The sequence below is a fragment of the Collimonas sp. NPDC087041 genome, from assembly GCF_044745265.1.
GTDB lineage: Bacteria > Pseudomonadota > Gammaproteobacteria > Burkholderiales > Burkholderiaceae_D > Collimonas.
On the sequence record NZ_JBIUZX010000003.1, the window covers coordinates 468,703 to 483,790 of the forward strand.

Annotated in this window: 13 protein-coding genes; 5 read left to right on the forward strand and 8 right to left on the reverse strand. The window is 57.8% G+C overall.

The features are described from left to right. Window positions 1-211 precede the first annotated feature (211 nt). Window positions 212-1,615, forward strand: a complete 1,404-nt coding sequence (locus tag ACIPF8_RS08085; RefSeq protein ID WP_400419323.1) for a GGDEF domain-containing protein — start codon at window positions 212-214, stop codon at window positions 1,613-1,615. Window positions 1,616-1,645: 30 nt separating this feature from the next. Here ACIPF8_RS08085 and ACIPF8_RS08090 read toward each other — a convergent pair whose 3' ends face one another. From ACIPF8_RS08090 to pepN, 4 genes are all read right to left on the reverse strand, one after another. Then, a complete protein-coding gene (locus tag ACIPF8_RS08090; protein ID WP_400419326.1) occupies window positions 1,646-2,203 on the reverse strand; it encodes a DUF2726 domain-containing protein in 558 nt (185 codons plus the stop codon). 326 nt (window positions 2,204-2,529) lie between these two features. Further along, the gene (locus ACIPF8_RS08095; protein WP_400419328.1) at window positions 2,530-2,814 is read right to left on the reverse strand and encodes a hypothetical protein; all 285 of its coding nucleotides are present in this window, start codon (window positions 2,812-2,814) and stop codon (window positions 2,530-2,532) included. Between the two features lie 151 nt (window positions 2,815-2,965). Next, window positions 2,966-3,967: a class 1 fructose-bisphosphatase gene (locus tag ACIPF8_RS08100; RefSeq protein ID WP_400419331.1), complete on the reverse strand. Its 1,002-nt coding sequence runs from the start codon at window positions 3,965-3,967 to the stop codon at window positions 2,966-2,968. 70 nt (window positions 3,968-4,037) lie between these two features. Continuing rightward, window positions 4,038-6,749 (reverse strand): aminopeptidase N, encoded by a 2,712-nt coding sequence (gene pepN, locus ACIPF8_RS08105; RefSeq protein WP_400419333.1) that lies wholly within the window; start codon window positions 6,747-6,749, stop codon window positions 4,038-4,040. Window positions 6,750-7,257: 508 nt separating this feature from the next. Here pepN and ACIPF8_RS08110 point away from each other — a divergent pair. Then, the gene (locus ACIPF8_RS08110; protein WP_400419336.1) at window positions 7,258-7,890 is read left to right on the forward strand and encodes a DUF4136 domain-containing protein; all 633 of its coding nucleotides are present in this window, start codon (window positions 7,258-7,260) and stop codon (window positions 7,888-7,890) included. Between the two features lie 125 nt (window positions 7,891-8,015). Here ACIPF8_RS08110 and ACIPF8_RS08115 read toward each other — a convergent pair whose 3' ends face one another. The 4 genes from ACIPF8_RS08115 to ACIPF8_RS08130 form a co-directional block, all read right to left on the reverse strand. After that, entirely contained in the window at window positions 8,016-8,195 is a 180-nt protein-coding gene (locus ACIPF8_RS08115; protein ID WP_400419339.1) for a hypothetical protein, read from the reverse strand. 7 nt (window positions 8,196-8,202) lie between these two features. After that, on the reverse strand, window positions 8,203-9,177 hold the full coding sequence (locus ACIPF8_RS08120; RefSeq protein WP_400419341.1) for a quinone oxidoreductase family protein: 975 nt from the start codon (window positions 9,175-9,177) through the stop codon (window positions 8,203-8,205). A 64-nt stretch (window positions 9,178-9,241) separates the two neighbouring features. Beyond that, window positions 9,242-10,153: a DMT family transporter gene (locus ACIPF8_RS08125; protein ID WP_400419344.1), complete on the reverse strand. Its 912-nt coding sequence runs from the start codon at window positions 10,151-10,153 to the stop codon at window positions 9,242-9,244. A gap of 228 nt (window positions 10,154-10,381) precedes the next feature. Next, window positions 10,382-11,887 (reverse strand): helicase HerA-like domain-containing protein, encoded by a 1,506-nt coding sequence (locus ACIPF8_RS08130; RefSeq protein WP_400419347.1) that lies wholly within the window; start codon window positions 11,885-11,887, stop codon window positions 10,382-10,384. Between the two features lie 92 nt (window positions 11,888-11,979). On the opposite strand from ACIPF8_RS08130, the gene ACIPF8_RS08135 reads away from it, so the two are divergent. The 3 genes from ACIPF8_RS08135 to hemF all read left to right on the forward strand — a co-directional run bounded on the left by ACIPF8_RS08135 (window position 11,980) and on the right by hemF (window position 15,082). After that, on the forward strand, window positions 11,980-12,705 hold the full coding sequence (locus tag ACIPF8_RS08135; RefSeq protein ID WP_400419350.1) for a YebC/PmpR family DNA-binding transcriptional regulator: 726 nt from the start codon (window positions 11,980-11,982) through the stop codon (window positions 12,703-12,705). Between the two features lie 11 nt (window positions 12,706-12,716). Next, complete coding sequence (gene purD, locus ACIPF8_RS08140; RefSeq protein WP_400419352.1) at window positions 12,717-13,991, forward strand: phosphoribosylamine--glycine ligase; 1,275 nt, start codon at window positions 12,717-12,719, stop codon at window positions 13,989-13,991. Window positions 13,992-14,137: 146 nt separating this feature from the next. Then, entirely contained in the window at window positions 14,138-15,082 is a 945-nt protein-coding gene (gene hemF / locus ACIPF8_RS08145) for an oxygen-dependent coproporphyrinogen oxidase (RefSeq protein ID WP_400419355.1), read from the forward strand. The last annotated feature ends 6 nt before the right edge of the window (window positions 15,083-15,088 follow it).

The following is a 15,088-nucleotide window of genomic DNA, read 5'->3' on the forward strand; positions in this document are numbered from 1 at the left end:
TAATCACAGTAGCATAATCATGTCGTTCAGTTAAGAAATGAACGGCATGGCGGCTGCACGTTGAAATATTCATCAGATCCCCTACCCGCTGGCCCGAATCTTTGTTACCTTGCTCGTAAGAATTTGTTTTCCAGAGCAATGCCCTGAGCTGACAACCTGCCGCCAAATGGGCACGTCAATGAGCAAGCCATCATCGCTTCAAAGGATGCATATGGACATGAGCGTAAAAATCGGAGAACGGCCGGAAGCAATCCGTCGAGTGACCAAGCTGTATGCGAAGTTGCTGATGGCCGGGTTTGCGCTGTCTCCCATCGTCCTGATCGCCTATCTGTATTTTTTCCAGGACCCGACCCTCAAATTCGAGAACCATCTGTTTCACGAAATCGCGATCGCCGGGGCTACCCTGGAGGGATTATTTGTCACGTATGTGAGCTGGCGATGCTACCAATCGTCGGGGGAGCCGCTGTTGCGCTGGCTGACGCTGGGCTTCCTGGGCTTTACCGCGATCTACGCACTGCACGGCGCATTCACCGGCATGGCGCACCATAATATCTGGCTGTTCCTGCTATACGGTCCCGCATCGCGCCTGGCGATGGCCATCCTGCTGCTGGTTGGCTTGTTATCGTTCAACCAGGAAGCTGATAGCCCGGAACTGCGTGCAGCGCCGCGCAGATGGCTGACATGGATAGCCGTATTCCTGCTGATCAATATCTTGGTTGGCATCCTGGCGTACTCGCCGATTGCCGGCAATCCGGCGGTGCGCCTGACGATGGAGGGCGGTGCGCTGGTCTTTTCTGCGATCAATATCACGCTGATGCTGATCGGCAGGATTCGTTCGCCGCTGATGACGGTGTTCGGCATTTCGATCTCCATGTTCGGCCTGTCGTCACTGGCCTTTATCCTCGGCCGTCCATGGAACCATATGTGGTGGCTGGCGCATGCCATCTTTGCCGGCGGATTCTTCTTCCTCAGCTATGGCATTATCCAGGCCTTCCACACCACCCGTTCCTTCGCCAAAGTCTACAGCCAGGAGGAAATGGTGAATCGCCTGGCGATGGCGATGGTCAAGACGGAAAGCGCGATCCAGGAACTGCAACGCAGCAACCAGATGCTGGCGCACCTGGCATCGACCGATTCGCTGACCGGCGCCGCCAACCGCCGCCATTTCATTGAACGGGTCGACGCCGAGATTGCACGGGCAAAGCGTGACAACTTGCCCTTTTCATTACTGGCCCTGGACCTGGATAATTTCAAATCGATCAATGATCATTATGGCCACCAGATCGGCGACGAAGTCCTGCAAGGATTCGTGCAGCAGAGCCTGGATGCAATCCGTCCCTACGACAGCATCGCCCGCATGGGCGGCGAGGAATTCATGATCCTGCTGCCTCAAACCACGATGGATGTCGCCGTGACGATCGGCGAACGGGTCAGGTCGGCCACCGAAAACGCCGTATTCAAAAGCATCCTGATACCCAGGCTGGCGCTTACCGTCAGCATCGGCGTTTCACAGTTCGGTCATGACGGCACCAGCATAGATACGATATTCCGCGCGGCAGATGAACGGCTTTACCGCGCCAAGGGCATGGGGCGTAATTGCGTGATCACCGCTTAGACTTGCTGCGGCGGATCGCGGAGTGGCTGGTCAGCCGGCACCGGTATTCCGGTATTTGCCAATGCCGATGCCGAAGATGCTGGTCTGATGAGTTTTGGGCTTCACCACACGCAATTTCTTGGTCGGATCCATCAAGGTAAACCGCTCGCGGATATCGGCTTCGCTTGGCAGCGAACTGGCGCGCCACCTGATGATGTCGATGCCGGCATTTTTCAATGCCTTGTACTTTTTTTCGTCTTCCTTGCTGAATGTCTTGTGATTGTGCGTCTTGTTATCCAGCTCAACCACGGCAACCACATCGCTGGCTTTATCGCAAATCACGAAATCCAGGCTCTTCGACGTCAGCGTATCGAGGCCAGCGCTGTCCTTGGTGCCCAGGCAGCGGCCCAGGCTGACCTGCGTCAGCACCATGTGATCCGGCAGTGCTCCCACCAGGCGCCAATACATGACTTGCTCGTTGTTCGACAGTGGCTTTTTCTTGATGTATTCGCGGCGCTTCTGCACTGTCGCCTGCTTCTCTCTGGTCAGCACGGCAATCACGGCCATCATGATGATCGTGATTACCGCCAATGCGATGATTGCTTTCATTGTTCTTTTCCCTGGATGAAGACAGCCGCCATTATATTTCCATATGGAAATATAATGAATATCAAGAATGGCAATTTCTGCATATTTAGTCGAAGCAGATGCAGCGTGCCTTAACGAATCATGTTAAAGATGGGAAATTCGGGCAATGAGGACGAATTGCGGGGTGTCGGCGCCCTGCCAACGATTGAAAGACCCGGGGCAGAATTGCAGCAAGGATCAGGCATGCACAATCCTTGTTGTCGTAATGAACACTGCCGGCTCATCGAACCGGCAGTATCGGCAGGATCTGAATTCCTGCTCAGTTGGTGCTGCTTAGTTGGTGCTACTTACTTGGTCAAACCGAAAATTGCATCGTAGCCGTTCTTGGCGCGATCAGCTTCTTCCAGTTCATTGCTCAAACCCAGATCTTCCAGCTCTTCCGAGGCATTGTTGTATTGCTTGCTGCTGGAAGCGCCGATAACGCGGTAGATTTCCTGTTTTGCATTGCGGATGCCGATCAGCATCTCTTCTTGCCGGACGATGTTCAATTCCACCGTCGTGACCAGCAGATTGGTCATGATGTCGTGATCAAATTCGGGGACGTCTTTATCTCCGATTAGTGCTGTTTTCAATCTATTCCTCTTGTATATATAAATAATCGTTACTGCAAGCAGCTGATGCCGACAGCCTGCAATTCTACATCGACTGGGCGCTCACTGCCTTGACGCCCCGCGCCGGCCCGGCCGGTTCCCGACCAGGACGGCACGAGCGCGTCCCATGCCATTACTCCTGGTGGTAACGCGTCACCAGTTCGACTTCGCTCTTGGAACCGAGGAAGACCGGCACCCGCTGGTGCAGTTTTTCCGGCTGGATATCCAGGATCGCCTGCTTGCCATCGGTAGCGGCGCCGCCAGCCTGCTCGACGATGAAGGCCATCGGGTTGGCTTCATACATCAGGCGCAGCTTGCCTGGCTTGTCCGGTTCACGCGCATCGGCTGGATACATGAAAATGCCGCCACGGTTCAGGATGCGATGGACATCGGCCACCATCGAGGCGATCCAGCGCATGTTGAAATCCTTTTGACGCGGACCGGTACTGCCGGCCAGCATCTCGTTGACGTAGCGCGTGACCGGCGGATGCCAGTGGCGCGCGTTGGATGCATTGATCGCAAATTCCTTGGTCTCGGCGGGGATCTGCATGTCGCGCTGGGTCAGGACCCACGAACCCATTTCACGATCCAGCGTGAAGCAATGCACGCCATTGCCAGTAGTCAGCACCAGCATGGTTTGCGGGCCATACACCGCGTAACCGGCGGCGACCTGCTTGCGGCCGGCTTGCATGAAATCCTGTTCGGTCGGCGTCTTCATGCCGTCCGGCGCTTTCAGCACCGAGAAAATGGTACCGATCGAGACGTTCACGTCGATGTTGCTGGAGCCGTCGAGCGGATCGAACAGCAGCATGTATTCGCCTTGCGGATAGCGGTTTGGAATCGGATGGATCGATTCCATTTCTTCCGACGCCATCGCCGCCAGGTGGCCGCCCCATTCATTGGCTTCGAGCAGGATTTCGTTGGAAATGATATCCAGCTTCTTCTGCACTTCGCCTTGCACGTTTTCGCTGTCGGCGCTGCCCAGCACTTCGCCCAGTGCGCCCTTGCCGACGGCATGGCTGATGGTTTTGCAGGCACGGCCCACGACTTCGATCAACAGGCGCAATTCGGCCGGGATGCTGTTGTGCAAGCGCTGTTGCTCGATCAGGTGCTGCGTAAGACTGACACGTTTCATATTGCTCTTTCTTCGTTGTAGCTGTTCGCCGCCGGCATGGCGTGCCACGATGGCGGCGAAGCGGCCAAAATCAATTGGCGAGTGCTTTGCCAATCACTTCCAGTACATCTTTAGACAAGTTTGGTGCTGCCGCCACCCGTTGCAGGGCGCTGCGCATTTTTTCCTGCAGCGCCGGCGCGTATTTGCGCCAGCGATCAAGGCTGCGCGCCAGGCGCGCCGCGACTTGCGGGTTGACGCCATTCAGCGCGATCACCTGGTCTGCCCAGAATTCATAACCGCTGCCGTCGGCCGCATGGAAATTGGCCGGATTGCCGCTGCAGAAACTGAAGATCAGGCTGCGTGCGCGGTTCGGGTTTTTCAGCGTGAAGGCCGGATGCTCCAGCAAGGCGCGAATGGCGGCGATATCGGCAGTATACGCGGTCGCTTGCAGAGCGAACCACTTGTCGATCACCAGCGCTTCCTGTTCGAAGTCCTTGTAGAACTTTTCCAATGCAGCAGCCTTGCCGGGCGCGCTGCTATTGGTCAACGCCACCAGCGCCGCCAGGCGGTCGGTCATGTTGTTGGCATTGTCATATTGCTGCTGCGCCAATTCATGTGCGGCCGCATCGTCGGCCTGGATCAGGTATGCCAGCGCGACATTTTTCAACGCGCGCTTGCCGGATGCATCAGCGTCCGGGCTATACGCGCCTGGTGTCTGGTTGGCGTGATACGCCGCCAGCAGATCGTCCTTCAACGCTTGTCCCAATTTGCCGCGCAGGTATTGACGCGAACGATGGATGGCTTGCGGATCGATCACTTCGGTTTGTTCGGCCAGCAGCGCTTCCGACGGCAATGTCAGGGCTTGCTCACGGAACGCGGCGTCGAGCGTCGTATCGTTGAGGATCAAACCGAAGGCCTTGCCCAAGGCATCGCTGTTCGAAGCCGCATTGTTCAAGACTTCTTCCAGCGCCACTACGTGACCAGCCTGCGATGCATCCTGCACTGCTGCAGTCAGCGACAGCAAGCTGCGCGTCGCCAGGCGCTGGCCGGCTTCCCAGCGATTGAACGGATCGCTGTCGTGCGCCAGCAGGAAAGCCAGCTCTGCATCCGTGTACTCAACGTCCAACACCACCGGCGCCGAAAAATTACGCAGGATCGACGGCACCGGTTGTTCGGCTACATCGACAAAACGGAAAGTCTGTTGCGCCTTGGTCAATTCGAGCACGCGGGTAGTGTCGCCGGCGGCTTTACCCTTGGCGTCAGTGCTCAAGCGCAGCGGCATGTCCTTGCCTGTGCTGTCGAGCAGGCCGACCGCAACCGGGATATGGAACGGCAGCTTCTTGGCTTGTCCCGGCGTCGGCGCGCAGGTTTGCGACAAGGTCAGTTCATAAGTCTTCTTGGCAGCGTCGTACTTGGCTTGCACCTGCACCCGTGGGGTGCCGGCCTGGCTGTACCAGCGTTCGAACTGGCTCAGGTCACGGCCGTTGGCGTCGACCATCGCAGCGCGGAAATCGTCGCACTCGACCGCTTGGCCGTCGTGGCGTTCGAAGTACAGATCCATGCCCTTGCGGAAACCGTCGCGGCCGAACAGGGTCTGGTACATGCGCACTACTTCAGCGCCCTTTTCATAAATCGTGACAGTGTAGAAATTGTTGATCTCGACATACGAGTCAGGACGCACCGAGTGCGCCATCGGGCCGGCATCTTCCGGGAACTGGGCCTGGCGCAATACGCGCACATCGTCGATGCGCTTGACCGCACGGCCGCTATCGGTGCCGACCATATCGGCCGAGAATTCCTGGTCGCGGAACACGGTCAGGCCTTCCTTCAGCGACAGCTGGAACCAATCGCGGCAAGTGACGCGGTTACCGGTCCAGTTGTGGAAATATTCGTGGCCGACCACTGCCTCGATATTGGCGTAATCGACATCGGTGGCGATGCGCGAATTGGCCAATACGTATTTGGTATTGAAAATGTTCAAGCCCTTGTTTTCCATCGCGCCCATGTTGAAATCGCCGACCGCGACGATCATGAAGCGATCCAGGTCGAGTTCCAGGCCGAAACGTTCTTCGTCCCAGCGAATGCTGTTCTTCAGCGAATCCATCGCATGCTGGGTCTTGTCCAGGTTGCCCTCTTCGACCCACACCTGCAACAGCACTTCACGGCCGGATTGCAATGTGTACTTTTCTTCCTGGCAGACCAGTTGGCCGGCCACCAGCGCAAACAGGTAAGACGGCTTCTTGAACGGGTCTTCCCATTTGGCGTAATGACGGCCGTTCGGCAGGTCGCCCTCTTCAATCAGATTACCGTTCGACAGCAGCACCGGATATTTCTTCTTGTCGGCGCGCAGCATCACGGTGTATTTGGCCATCACATCAGGACGGTCCGGGAAATACGTGATCTTGCGGAAGCCTTCGGCTTCGCACTGGGTAAAGAAATTGCCGTTGGATACATACAAACCCATCAGCGAAGTATTGTTCTCCGGCTTGGTCAGCGTTTCGATCTCCAGCACGACCTTGGCCGGCGCCGAAGGAATGCGCAGTTTGCCGCCTTCCAGCTTGTATTGGCTGGGCTTCAGTTGCTTGCCGTTGAGGCGCAGTTGCAGCAGTTCCAGTTCCTCGCCGAACAACACGATCTCCTTGCTCGCGCTGGCCGGATTGCGGCGCATGGTGATGCGGGTGGCAATGTGGGTCGCTGCGGGATCAAGATCGAAGCCCATGTCGACGGTGTCGACCAGGAAGGCGGGAACGGTGTAGTCCTTACGATGTATGGTAGTTGGCGTGACAGAGGTATCGGTGCGCATAGGGATGGTCGTTAGGGTGACGGTTAAGGTTGATAACTATGGTTGGTAACTACAGTCGGCAACTGGGCTTGCTCGCCAAGTGATCACTCGGCGACTCGCTCAAATGTGGCTGGTCAGTCTTAAAAATTCGGGCAGACAGTGATTCTACCAATCAAAGGCGGAAGCTTCATGCAATTTGAGATGGAAATGCGGCGATCGCCGGATTCGGCCACGATCCGGCGTCAAATGAAAGCCTCGCAGGATGAATCAGCACAAGCATCGAAAATTATCATAAAATTACTATCTTTCGCCCTATAGGCCATTCTCCTCACTTCCGGTTACAGAAAGTGACAAAGCCACAAAGCAACACCACGGAGACTTGGCTAAAATACTTCTTGTCCAGCCGCAATGTCGATTGACCTCGACCGCCAGACAGAATCGATGCCCCAAACATGTGCCAGAAGCTGCCAATGCCGACCAGGCAAACCGCGGAATTGCTCTGCACATCCCCCCACGAAGAGGAATCACAATGAAACGCATTATAAGTCTCTGTTTCGCTGCACTCATGTTGTTGCTGGGCGGTTGCGCCACCGTTATCCGCAGCGACGTTACCGCCTTCAACGAGTGGCCGGCCGATCTGCCGAACAAGTCGTACGTTTTCGAACGCACGGCGGCACAGGAAAATGACCTGGAATACAAGAATTATGAAAGCCTGGTGGGCGCCGAGCTGCAACGCCTGGGATTCGCGCAGCCGGCCGGCGGTGCTACGCCCCAATTGAAAGTCGCGCTCAAGTACGATATTGCCTCACGCGAGGTCTTTGCGTCGGAGCCGGTGGTCGCCGATCCGATGTGGGGCCCCTATGGTCCTTACGGCTGGGGACGTCCCGGCTTCTATAGCCCGTTCTACGATCCGTTCTGGTATGGCCCGCAGGTGGTCGGCCAGCGCACATTCAACTACCAGTTGTTCCAGCGCCGCCTGAACATCACGATCACCAGCGCCATCAACGGCAAGAAACTGTATGACGTCACCGTCACCAGCGAAGGCAAGATCAATTCGCTGCCGGCCGTAATGCCGTACCTGGTGCGCAGTGCATTCACCGAGTTCCCGGGGAAGAGCGGCGTACCGCACACGGTTGAGCTGAAGGTCGACGACAAGCTGTAACTGCAGCCCAACTACCCAAACGGCCCGCGGCCTCACCGAAGTGAGGGCGCGGGCCGTTTTTATTGGACGCTTATCGAGCGCTTATCGGACGCTCCTTTGCGCCCTTCTTAAGTTGGCTATCAGCTTCAGCTATACAGCCACTCGCTGGCAAAGGTAATGAACCCGATCAGGATCACCACCAGCACCAGCACGATCAGCAAACGCCCGAACTTGGGCGAGCCGTCGCTGCCGGTCGGCTGCTCTTCCGGGTGATTCATCGGGTTTTCCAGATGGGCGTCTGGGCGGTCGTTCAACGGGTCGCTCATCGATGCCTCAAGGGATCAGGATTGTGGAGCCGGTGGTTTTACGGGCTTCCAGATCGGCATGCGCCTGCGCCACATCCTTCAATGCATAACGCTGGTTGATGTCGATCTTGATCTGCTTGCTGTCGACCATATGGAACAGATCCGCTGCGGCGGCGTCGAGGTCTGCACGGGTAGCAATATAGCTCGGCAGCGACGGCCGCGTGATGCTCAGCGAGCCGCGCGAAGCCAGTTCGTTCAGGCTGAACGGCGGCACTGCGCCCGAAGCATTGCCGAAACTGACCATGGTGCCGAGCGGCGCCAGGCTGTCCAGCGAACCGATGAAGGTATCCTTGCCGATCGAGTCATACACAACCGGCACGCCCTTGCCGCCGGTGATTTCGCGTACGCGCTCGACAAAATTCTCGGTTTTGTAATTAATCACGTGGGCACAGCCGGCGGCAGTCGCCAGCGCCGCTTTTTCATCCGAACTGACGGTGCCGATCATCGTCACGCCCAGCGCCTTGGCCCACTGGCTGGCAATCAGGCCAACGCCGCCTGCCGCAGCATGAAACAGAATGGTCTCGCCGCCGCGCAACGGGAAGGTGCGGCGGAACAGATACTGCACTGTCAAACCTTGCAGGGTCATCGCAGCAGCTGTTTCAAAACTGATGGAGTCAGGCAGCTTGACCAGGAAAGCAGCAGGCATGACGCGCAACTCGGAATAGGCGCCGTTAGGGCGGGTGGCATAGGACACGCGATCGCCGACTTGCACGTGGCGCACGTCAGGACCGACCGCATCGATCACCCCGGCGGCTTCCTGCCCAAGGCCGGCCGGCAGCGGCTGCGGATACAAACCGCTGCGAAAGTAGACGTCGATAAAATTCAAGCCGCAGGCGACATGCCTGATCCGCACTTCACCCGGACCCGGATCACCCACTTCTACATCGACATACTCCATTACCTCGGGACCGCCGGTTTTGGACATCCTGATTGCTTTTGCCATGATTACTCCCGCTCCTAATGATTAAGACAGATTGCCGCGAAACCTTGTACAGGTTTTCGAGTTTTTATTGCTTCTTTTTTGAAATCAAGTAAATCCCCACCAACACCAAACCGGTTCCGGTCAATTGAATCACCGTGATCGGTTCATCCAGAATCAATGCGCCCAAAAACAGGGTCGATACCGGCCCCACCATACCCGCCTGAGCCGATGTCGCAGGACCGATGCGCGCCACCGCAACCATGGTCATGTACACCGGCAGCACCGTGCAAAACACGGCGTTGATGATCGACAGGCCATACACCTGCGGCGCTTGCTGCAACAGTACCGGCAGCGGCCGCAGCACCATGAACTGCAGGATGCAGGCGACGCACGAGACGCACATCGCATACGCCACCAGCCGCATCGCGCCGACCCGGCTCACCAGCTCGCCCGACAACATCAGGTATAGCGCGTAACTCACCGCCGCCCCCAGCACCAGTGCACTGCCGAGGCCGACATTCGAGCCGCCCAGCCGCACGTCATGCAAGAACACCAGCACCGTACCGAGATACGAAATCAGTAATGCTGCCCACTCCAGCCAGGTCACCCGGCGCCGATAAAACAAGAACGACATCAGCAGCACAAACGACGGCGTCAAAAACAATATCAGGCGCTCCAGCCCGGCCGAAATGTATTGCAAGCCAAGGAAATCAAGGAAGCTCGACAGGTAGTAGCCGATCAATCCCAGCACCACGATCCGCACCCGGTCAGCATTCGACAGCGGCGCTTCGGTACGTGCCTTCCATAGCGCCAGCGCGGCAAATACCGGCAACGCAAACAACATGCGAAACGTAATCAGCAATACCGCATCGACCGGATAGCGATAAATCAGCTTGGCTACGATCGCCTTGGCGGAAAACAAAATTGCGCCCGTGACGGCAATTGCCAAGCCGCCAAGAAAAATCTGGCGACTGGTCGGGTGGTGCTTGCTGCTCATTTATTACTCATGATGGAATTGTAATGGGTATGCGAAGATCGCGTCGGCAACCGGCAGAATGATAAGAATTTCTGCCGGCTGATCATGTGGCAATCGATTTGGCGCGAGGATACTACCTGTGCGGCCGACGATGTGAAAAGTTGCAGAAATCATTCATCCGTGAGAAACGCGATGAAGGAATCTACCCGCATTTTTGGAAACGTTTAGTTGCCAGATTGAAGTCGTCGCTCATTTTTTCTTCAGCAGCGATCCCAGCACGCCGCGGATCAGTTCGCGTCCAACCTGCGAACCAATGGTGCGCGCTGCTGATTTGACGACAGCCTGGACTACCGTATCCTTGCGGCCGGAACCGCCGCCACCGAGTAAGCCGCCCAGTACACTGCCCCATGAACTCGTGCTGGCGGCGCTTGAAGAATCGGCGCCGCTATCGGCACCGCCTTTGGCTGCGGGCGCTGCGGCGGCACGGCCTTTGAGTATTTCATAGGCCGATTCACGATCAATCGCAGCCTCATAGACGCCGGCGACAATCGATGCGGCGATCAGTTGTTTGCGTTCATCCTCGGTAATCGGGCCGATCTGCGATGCCGGCGGCAGGATAAAGGCGCGTTCGACGATATTGGGGCGGCCCTTCTCATCCAGGAAAGACACCAGCGCTTCGCCGACGCCGAGTTCGCTGATGACCTGCGCGGTATTCAGCTCGGGATTGGCGCGGAAGGTATCGGCGGCGGCTTGTACTGCCTTCTGGTCGCGCGGCGTATAGGCGCGCAATGCGTGTTGCACGCGATTGCCGAGCTGGCCGAGGACGGTGTCGGGGATGTCCAGCGGGTTTTGCGTGACAAAGAACACGCCCACGCCTTTGGAGCGGATCAGGCGCACCACTTGCTCGATCTTTTGCAACAGCGGCTTTGGCGCTTCGCTGAACAACAGGTGGGCTTCGTCGAAGAAGAACACCAGTTTCGGCTTGTCCAGGTCGCCGACTTCCGGCAGCCGTTCGAACAGTTCCGACAGCATCCACAGCAGGAAGGTCGAATACAGGCGCGGCGCATTCATCAATTTATCGGCCGCCAGGATGTTCACGATGCCCTTGCCGCTGCCGTCGGTCTGGATCAGGTCGTCGATATTCAGCATCGGCTCACCGAAGAACTGTTCGCCGCCCTGTTCACCGATGCCGATCAAGCCGCGCTGGATGGCGCCGATGCTGGCCGCCGAAATATTGCCGTACTCGGTCTGGAAACTGGCGGCGTTGTCGCCAACGTGTTGCAGCATCGCCCGCAGGTCCTTCAGGTCCAGCAGCAGCAAGCCGTTATCGTCGGCAATCTTGAATACCAGCTGCAGCACGCCCTGTTGCGTATCGTTCAGGTTGAGCATGCGCGCCAGCAGCAGCGGCCCCATATCGGAGATGGTGGCCCGTACCGGATGGCCTTGTTGGCCATAGACATCCCAGAAGGTCACCGGCGTCGCCGCCCACTGCGGCTCGGCGATGCCAAGCGAATCCAGGCGCTGCTTGAGCTTGGTCGAAGCGGCGCCAGCCTTGGCCATGCCCGACAAATCCCCCTTGACGTCGGCCATGAAAACCGGCACTCCACTATCCGACAGAGCTTGTGCGATCACCTGCAAGGTCACTGTCTTGCCGGTGCCGGTGGCGCCGGTGATGCAACCGTGGCGATTCACCAACGCCGGCAGAAGGAACAGGTCCTGCTGGGCATTTTTGGCTATCTGGAGAGGATTTGACATGTTTTTAAGCGCTCAGAAGTGGGATTTCAAGAATGTCCGATATGGTAAAATTGCGCTTTGATTATAGCTAACTAGAGCAAGAAAGAACCATCATGGCTGGACACAGCAAATGGGCCAATATTAAGCACAAGAAGGCCGCCACCGACGCCAAGCGCGGCAAGATCTGGACTCGACTCATCAAGGAAATCACGGTTGCAGCCCGCATGGGCGGCGGCGACATCGACGCCAACCCGCGCTTGCGGCTGGCGGTAGACAAGGCATCCGACGCCAATATGCCGAAGGATAACGTCACGCGCGCGATCCAGCGCGGCAGCGGCAGCCTGGACGGCGTCAACTATGAAGAAGTGCGCTACGAAGGCTATGGCATCAACGGCGCCGCCATCATTGTCGATTGCATGACTGACAACAGAATCCGCACCGTGGCCGAAGTCCGCCATGCGTTTTCCAAATTCGGCGGCAACATGGGCACTGAAGGTTCGGTGGCATTCATGTTCAAGCATTGTGGCCAGCTGCTGTTCGCTCCCGGCACCAATGAAGACGCCTTGATGGAGGCGGCGCTGGAAGCCGGTGCTGAAGACGTGATCACCGACGAAGAAGGCGGCATCGAGGTCTTGTCCGGTCCGCACGATTTCTCCGCGCTGAAGCAAGCCCTGGAAAAAGCCGGCTTCAAGGCTGAAATGGCGGAAATCATCATGAAACCGGCCACGGAAACCGTATTTACAGGCGACGACGCAATCAAGATGCAAAAACTGCTCGACGCCCTGGAAAATCTGGACGACGTACAAGAAATTTACAGCAACGCAGTAATCGAAGACTGATACAGGTTCATATGAAAATTCTGGTAGTGGGCTCTGGCGGCCGCGAGCATGCCCTGGCGTGGAAAATCGCCCAATCACCGCGCATTCAAACCGTCTTCGTTGCTCCCGGCAACGGCGGTACGGCGCTGGATCAACGGCTGGAAAACATCAACATTACCGATCCGGCCGCGCTGGCGGATTTTGTCGAGCGTGAGCATGTCGCGCTGACCGTGGTCGGCCCGGAAGTGCCGCTGGCGGCTGGTATCGTCAACATTTTCCGCGACCGCGGCTTGAAAATCTTCGGACCGACGCGTGAAGCAGCGCAGCTGGAAAGCTCCAAGGATTTCGCCAAGTCGTTCATGCAGCGTCATCACATTCCAACCGCCGAGTACCAGACCTTCTCCGATGTCGGTCCTGCGCACCAGTACATCGACCAGAAAGGCGCACCGATCGTCATCAAGGCCGACGGCCTGGCTGCCGGCAAGGGCGTGGTTGTGGCCATGAACCTGGAAGAAGCGCACGCCGCAGTCGACATGATGCTATCCGACAATCGCCTCGGCGATGCCGGCGCGCGCGTGGTGATCGAGGAATTCCTGGCCGGCGAGGAAGCCAGCTTCATCGTCATGGTAGATGGCAAGAACATCTTGCCGCTGGCCACCAGCCAGGACCACAAGCGCCTCAAGGACGACGACCAGGGCCCGAACACCGGCGGCATGGGCGCCTATTCGCCGGCGCCGATCGTCACTCCTGCGCTGCACGCCCGCGTGATGCGCGAGATCATTACGCCTACCGTGCAAGGCATGGCCAAGGACGGCATCCCGTTCAGCGGCTTCCTGTATGCAGGCTTGATGATTGACGACCACGGCAATCCAAAGACGCTGGAATTCAATTGCCGCATGGGCGATCCGGAAACCCAGCCGATCATGGCGCGCCTGAAAACCGACCTGCTGGTGGTGATGGAACATGCCGTCAACGGCACGCTCGACACCATCGAACTGGAATGGGACCGCCGCACCGCGCTGGGCGTGGTAATGGCCGCTGCCGGTTATCCGGACGCGCCGCGCAAGGACGATTTGATTTCCGGGATTCCTGCGGAAACCGTCGACAGCGTGACTTTCCATGCCGGCACCACCCTGACCGGCGAGCGCCTGACGACTTCCGGCGGCCGCGTGCTGTGCGTGGTCGGCCTGGGCGACAGCGTCAAGATGGCGCAGAAGCAAGCCTATAACGTGGTCGACCAGATCCATTTCAGCGGCGCGCAATTCCGCCGCGACATTGGTTGGCGGGCACTGAAGAAGCATGCCTGATCAAGCAGCCAGTATTGGCTCGCATATGACACGTAGGGTGGGCACTCGTGCCCACGCGGGACCTGACACCGATGCAACATGTTCCAGCGTGGGCAGAAAAATTTGCCCACCCTACTCCTATTAGCGCAAGTACCGTCCCTCTCCCGATGAGTTCACACATCACTCCCGATAGCCCGGCCAACGCCGTCAAGTCTTACCTGCTCGACTTGCAGGCACGTATCGTCGCCGCCCTCGAACAGATCGACGGAAAATCGTTCGGCAGCGATCAATGGCAGCGCGCGGAAGGCGGCGGCGGCATCTCGCGCATCATCGAGGAAGGCAACGTGCTGGAACGCGGCGGCGTCGGCTTTTCGCATGTGATGGGCAAGAGCCTGCCGCCATCGGCAGCCGCCAACCGCCCGGAAATCGCCGGCCGCCAATGGGAAGCCATGGGCGTGTCGCTGGTGATGCATCCGCGCAATCCGTTTGCACCGACCGTGCACATGAACGTGCGCTTTTTCATCGCTTCGGCCGAAGGCCAGGCGCCGGTGTGGTGGTTCGGCGGCGGCATCGACCTGACGCCGTATTACGGCGCTACCGAAGATGTCGAGCATTTCCATCGTACTTGCCGCGATGCGCTGACGCCATTCGACAACGCAGCGATAGAACACGGCAACGGCGCGCTCTATCCGCGCTTCAAAAAATGGTGTGACGATTATTTCTACCTGAAGCATCGCCAGGAACCGCGCGGCGTCGGTGGTATTTTCTTCGACGATTTCAATGAATTGGGCTTTGAACAAAGCTTTGCCATGATGCAAAGCGTGGGCAATGCCTTCATCCCGGCCTACACGCCGATCCTGGCGCGCCGCAAGGATATTGCCTACGGTGAAACCGAGCGGGATTTCCAGGCATATCGCCGCGGACGCTATGTCGAATTCAATTTAGTGTATGATCGCGGCACTTTGTTCGGTCTGCAATCAGGGGGACGCACCGAATCCATCCTGATGTCGATGCCGCCCGTGGTCAAGTGGCGCTACGACTGGCAACCGGCGGCTGGAAGCCCGGAAGCCAAGCTTTATTCCGATTTCCTGGTCCATCGTGAGTGGATTTGATGGGCA

Excerpts from the sequence above, each read along its gene's own strand:
- ACIPF8_RS08085 (WP_400419323.1), top strand. The coding sequence starts at position 212 with ATGGACATGAGCGTAAAAATCGGAGAACGGCCGGAAGCAATCCGTCGA.
- ACIPF8_RS08090 (WP_400419326.1), bottom strand. The coding sequence starts at position 2,203 with ATGAAAGCAATCATCGCATTGGCGGTAATCACGATCATCATGATGGCC.
- ACIPF8_RS08100 (WP_400419331.1), bottom strand. The coding sequence starts at position 3,967 with ATGAAACGTGTCAGTCTTACGCAGCACCTGATCGAGCAACAGCGCTTG.
- pepN (WP_400419333.1), bottom strand. The coding sequence starts at position 6,749 with ATGCGCACCGATACCTCTGTCACGCCAACTACCATACATCGTAAGGAC.
- ACIPF8_RS08110 (WP_400419336.1), top strand. The coding sequence starts at position 7,258 with ATGAAACGCATTATAAGTCTCTGTTTCGCTGCACTCATGTTGTTGCTG.
- ACIPF8_RS08115 (WP_400419339.1), bottom strand. The coding sequence starts at position 8,195 with ATGAGCGACCCGTTGAACGACCGCCCAGACGCCCATCTGGAAAACCCG.
- ACIPF8_RS08120 (WP_400419341.1), bottom strand. The coding sequence starts at position 9,177 with ATGGCAAAAGCAATCAGGATGTCCAAAACCGGCGGTCCCGAGGTAATG.
- ACIPF8_RS08125 (WP_400419344.1), bottom strand. The coding sequence starts at position 10,153 with ATGAGCAGCAAGCACCACCCGACCAGTCGCCAGATTTTTCTTGGCGGC.
- ACIPF8_RS08130 (WP_400419347.1), bottom strand. The coding sequence starts at position 11,887 with ATGTCAAATCCTCTCCAGATAGCCAAAAATGCCCAGCAGGACCTGTTC.
- ACIPF8_RS08135 (WP_400419350.1), top strand. The coding sequence starts at position 11,980 with ATGGCTGGACACAGCAAATGGGCCAATATTAAGCACAAGAAGGCCGCC.
- purD (WP_400419352.1), top strand. The coding sequence starts at position 12,717 with ATGAAAATTCTGGTAGTGGGCTCTGGCGGCCGCGAGCATGCCCTGGCG.
- hemF (WP_400419355.1), top strand. The coding sequence starts at position 14,138 with ATGAGTTCACACATCACTCCCGATAGCCCGGCCAACGCCGTCAAGTCT.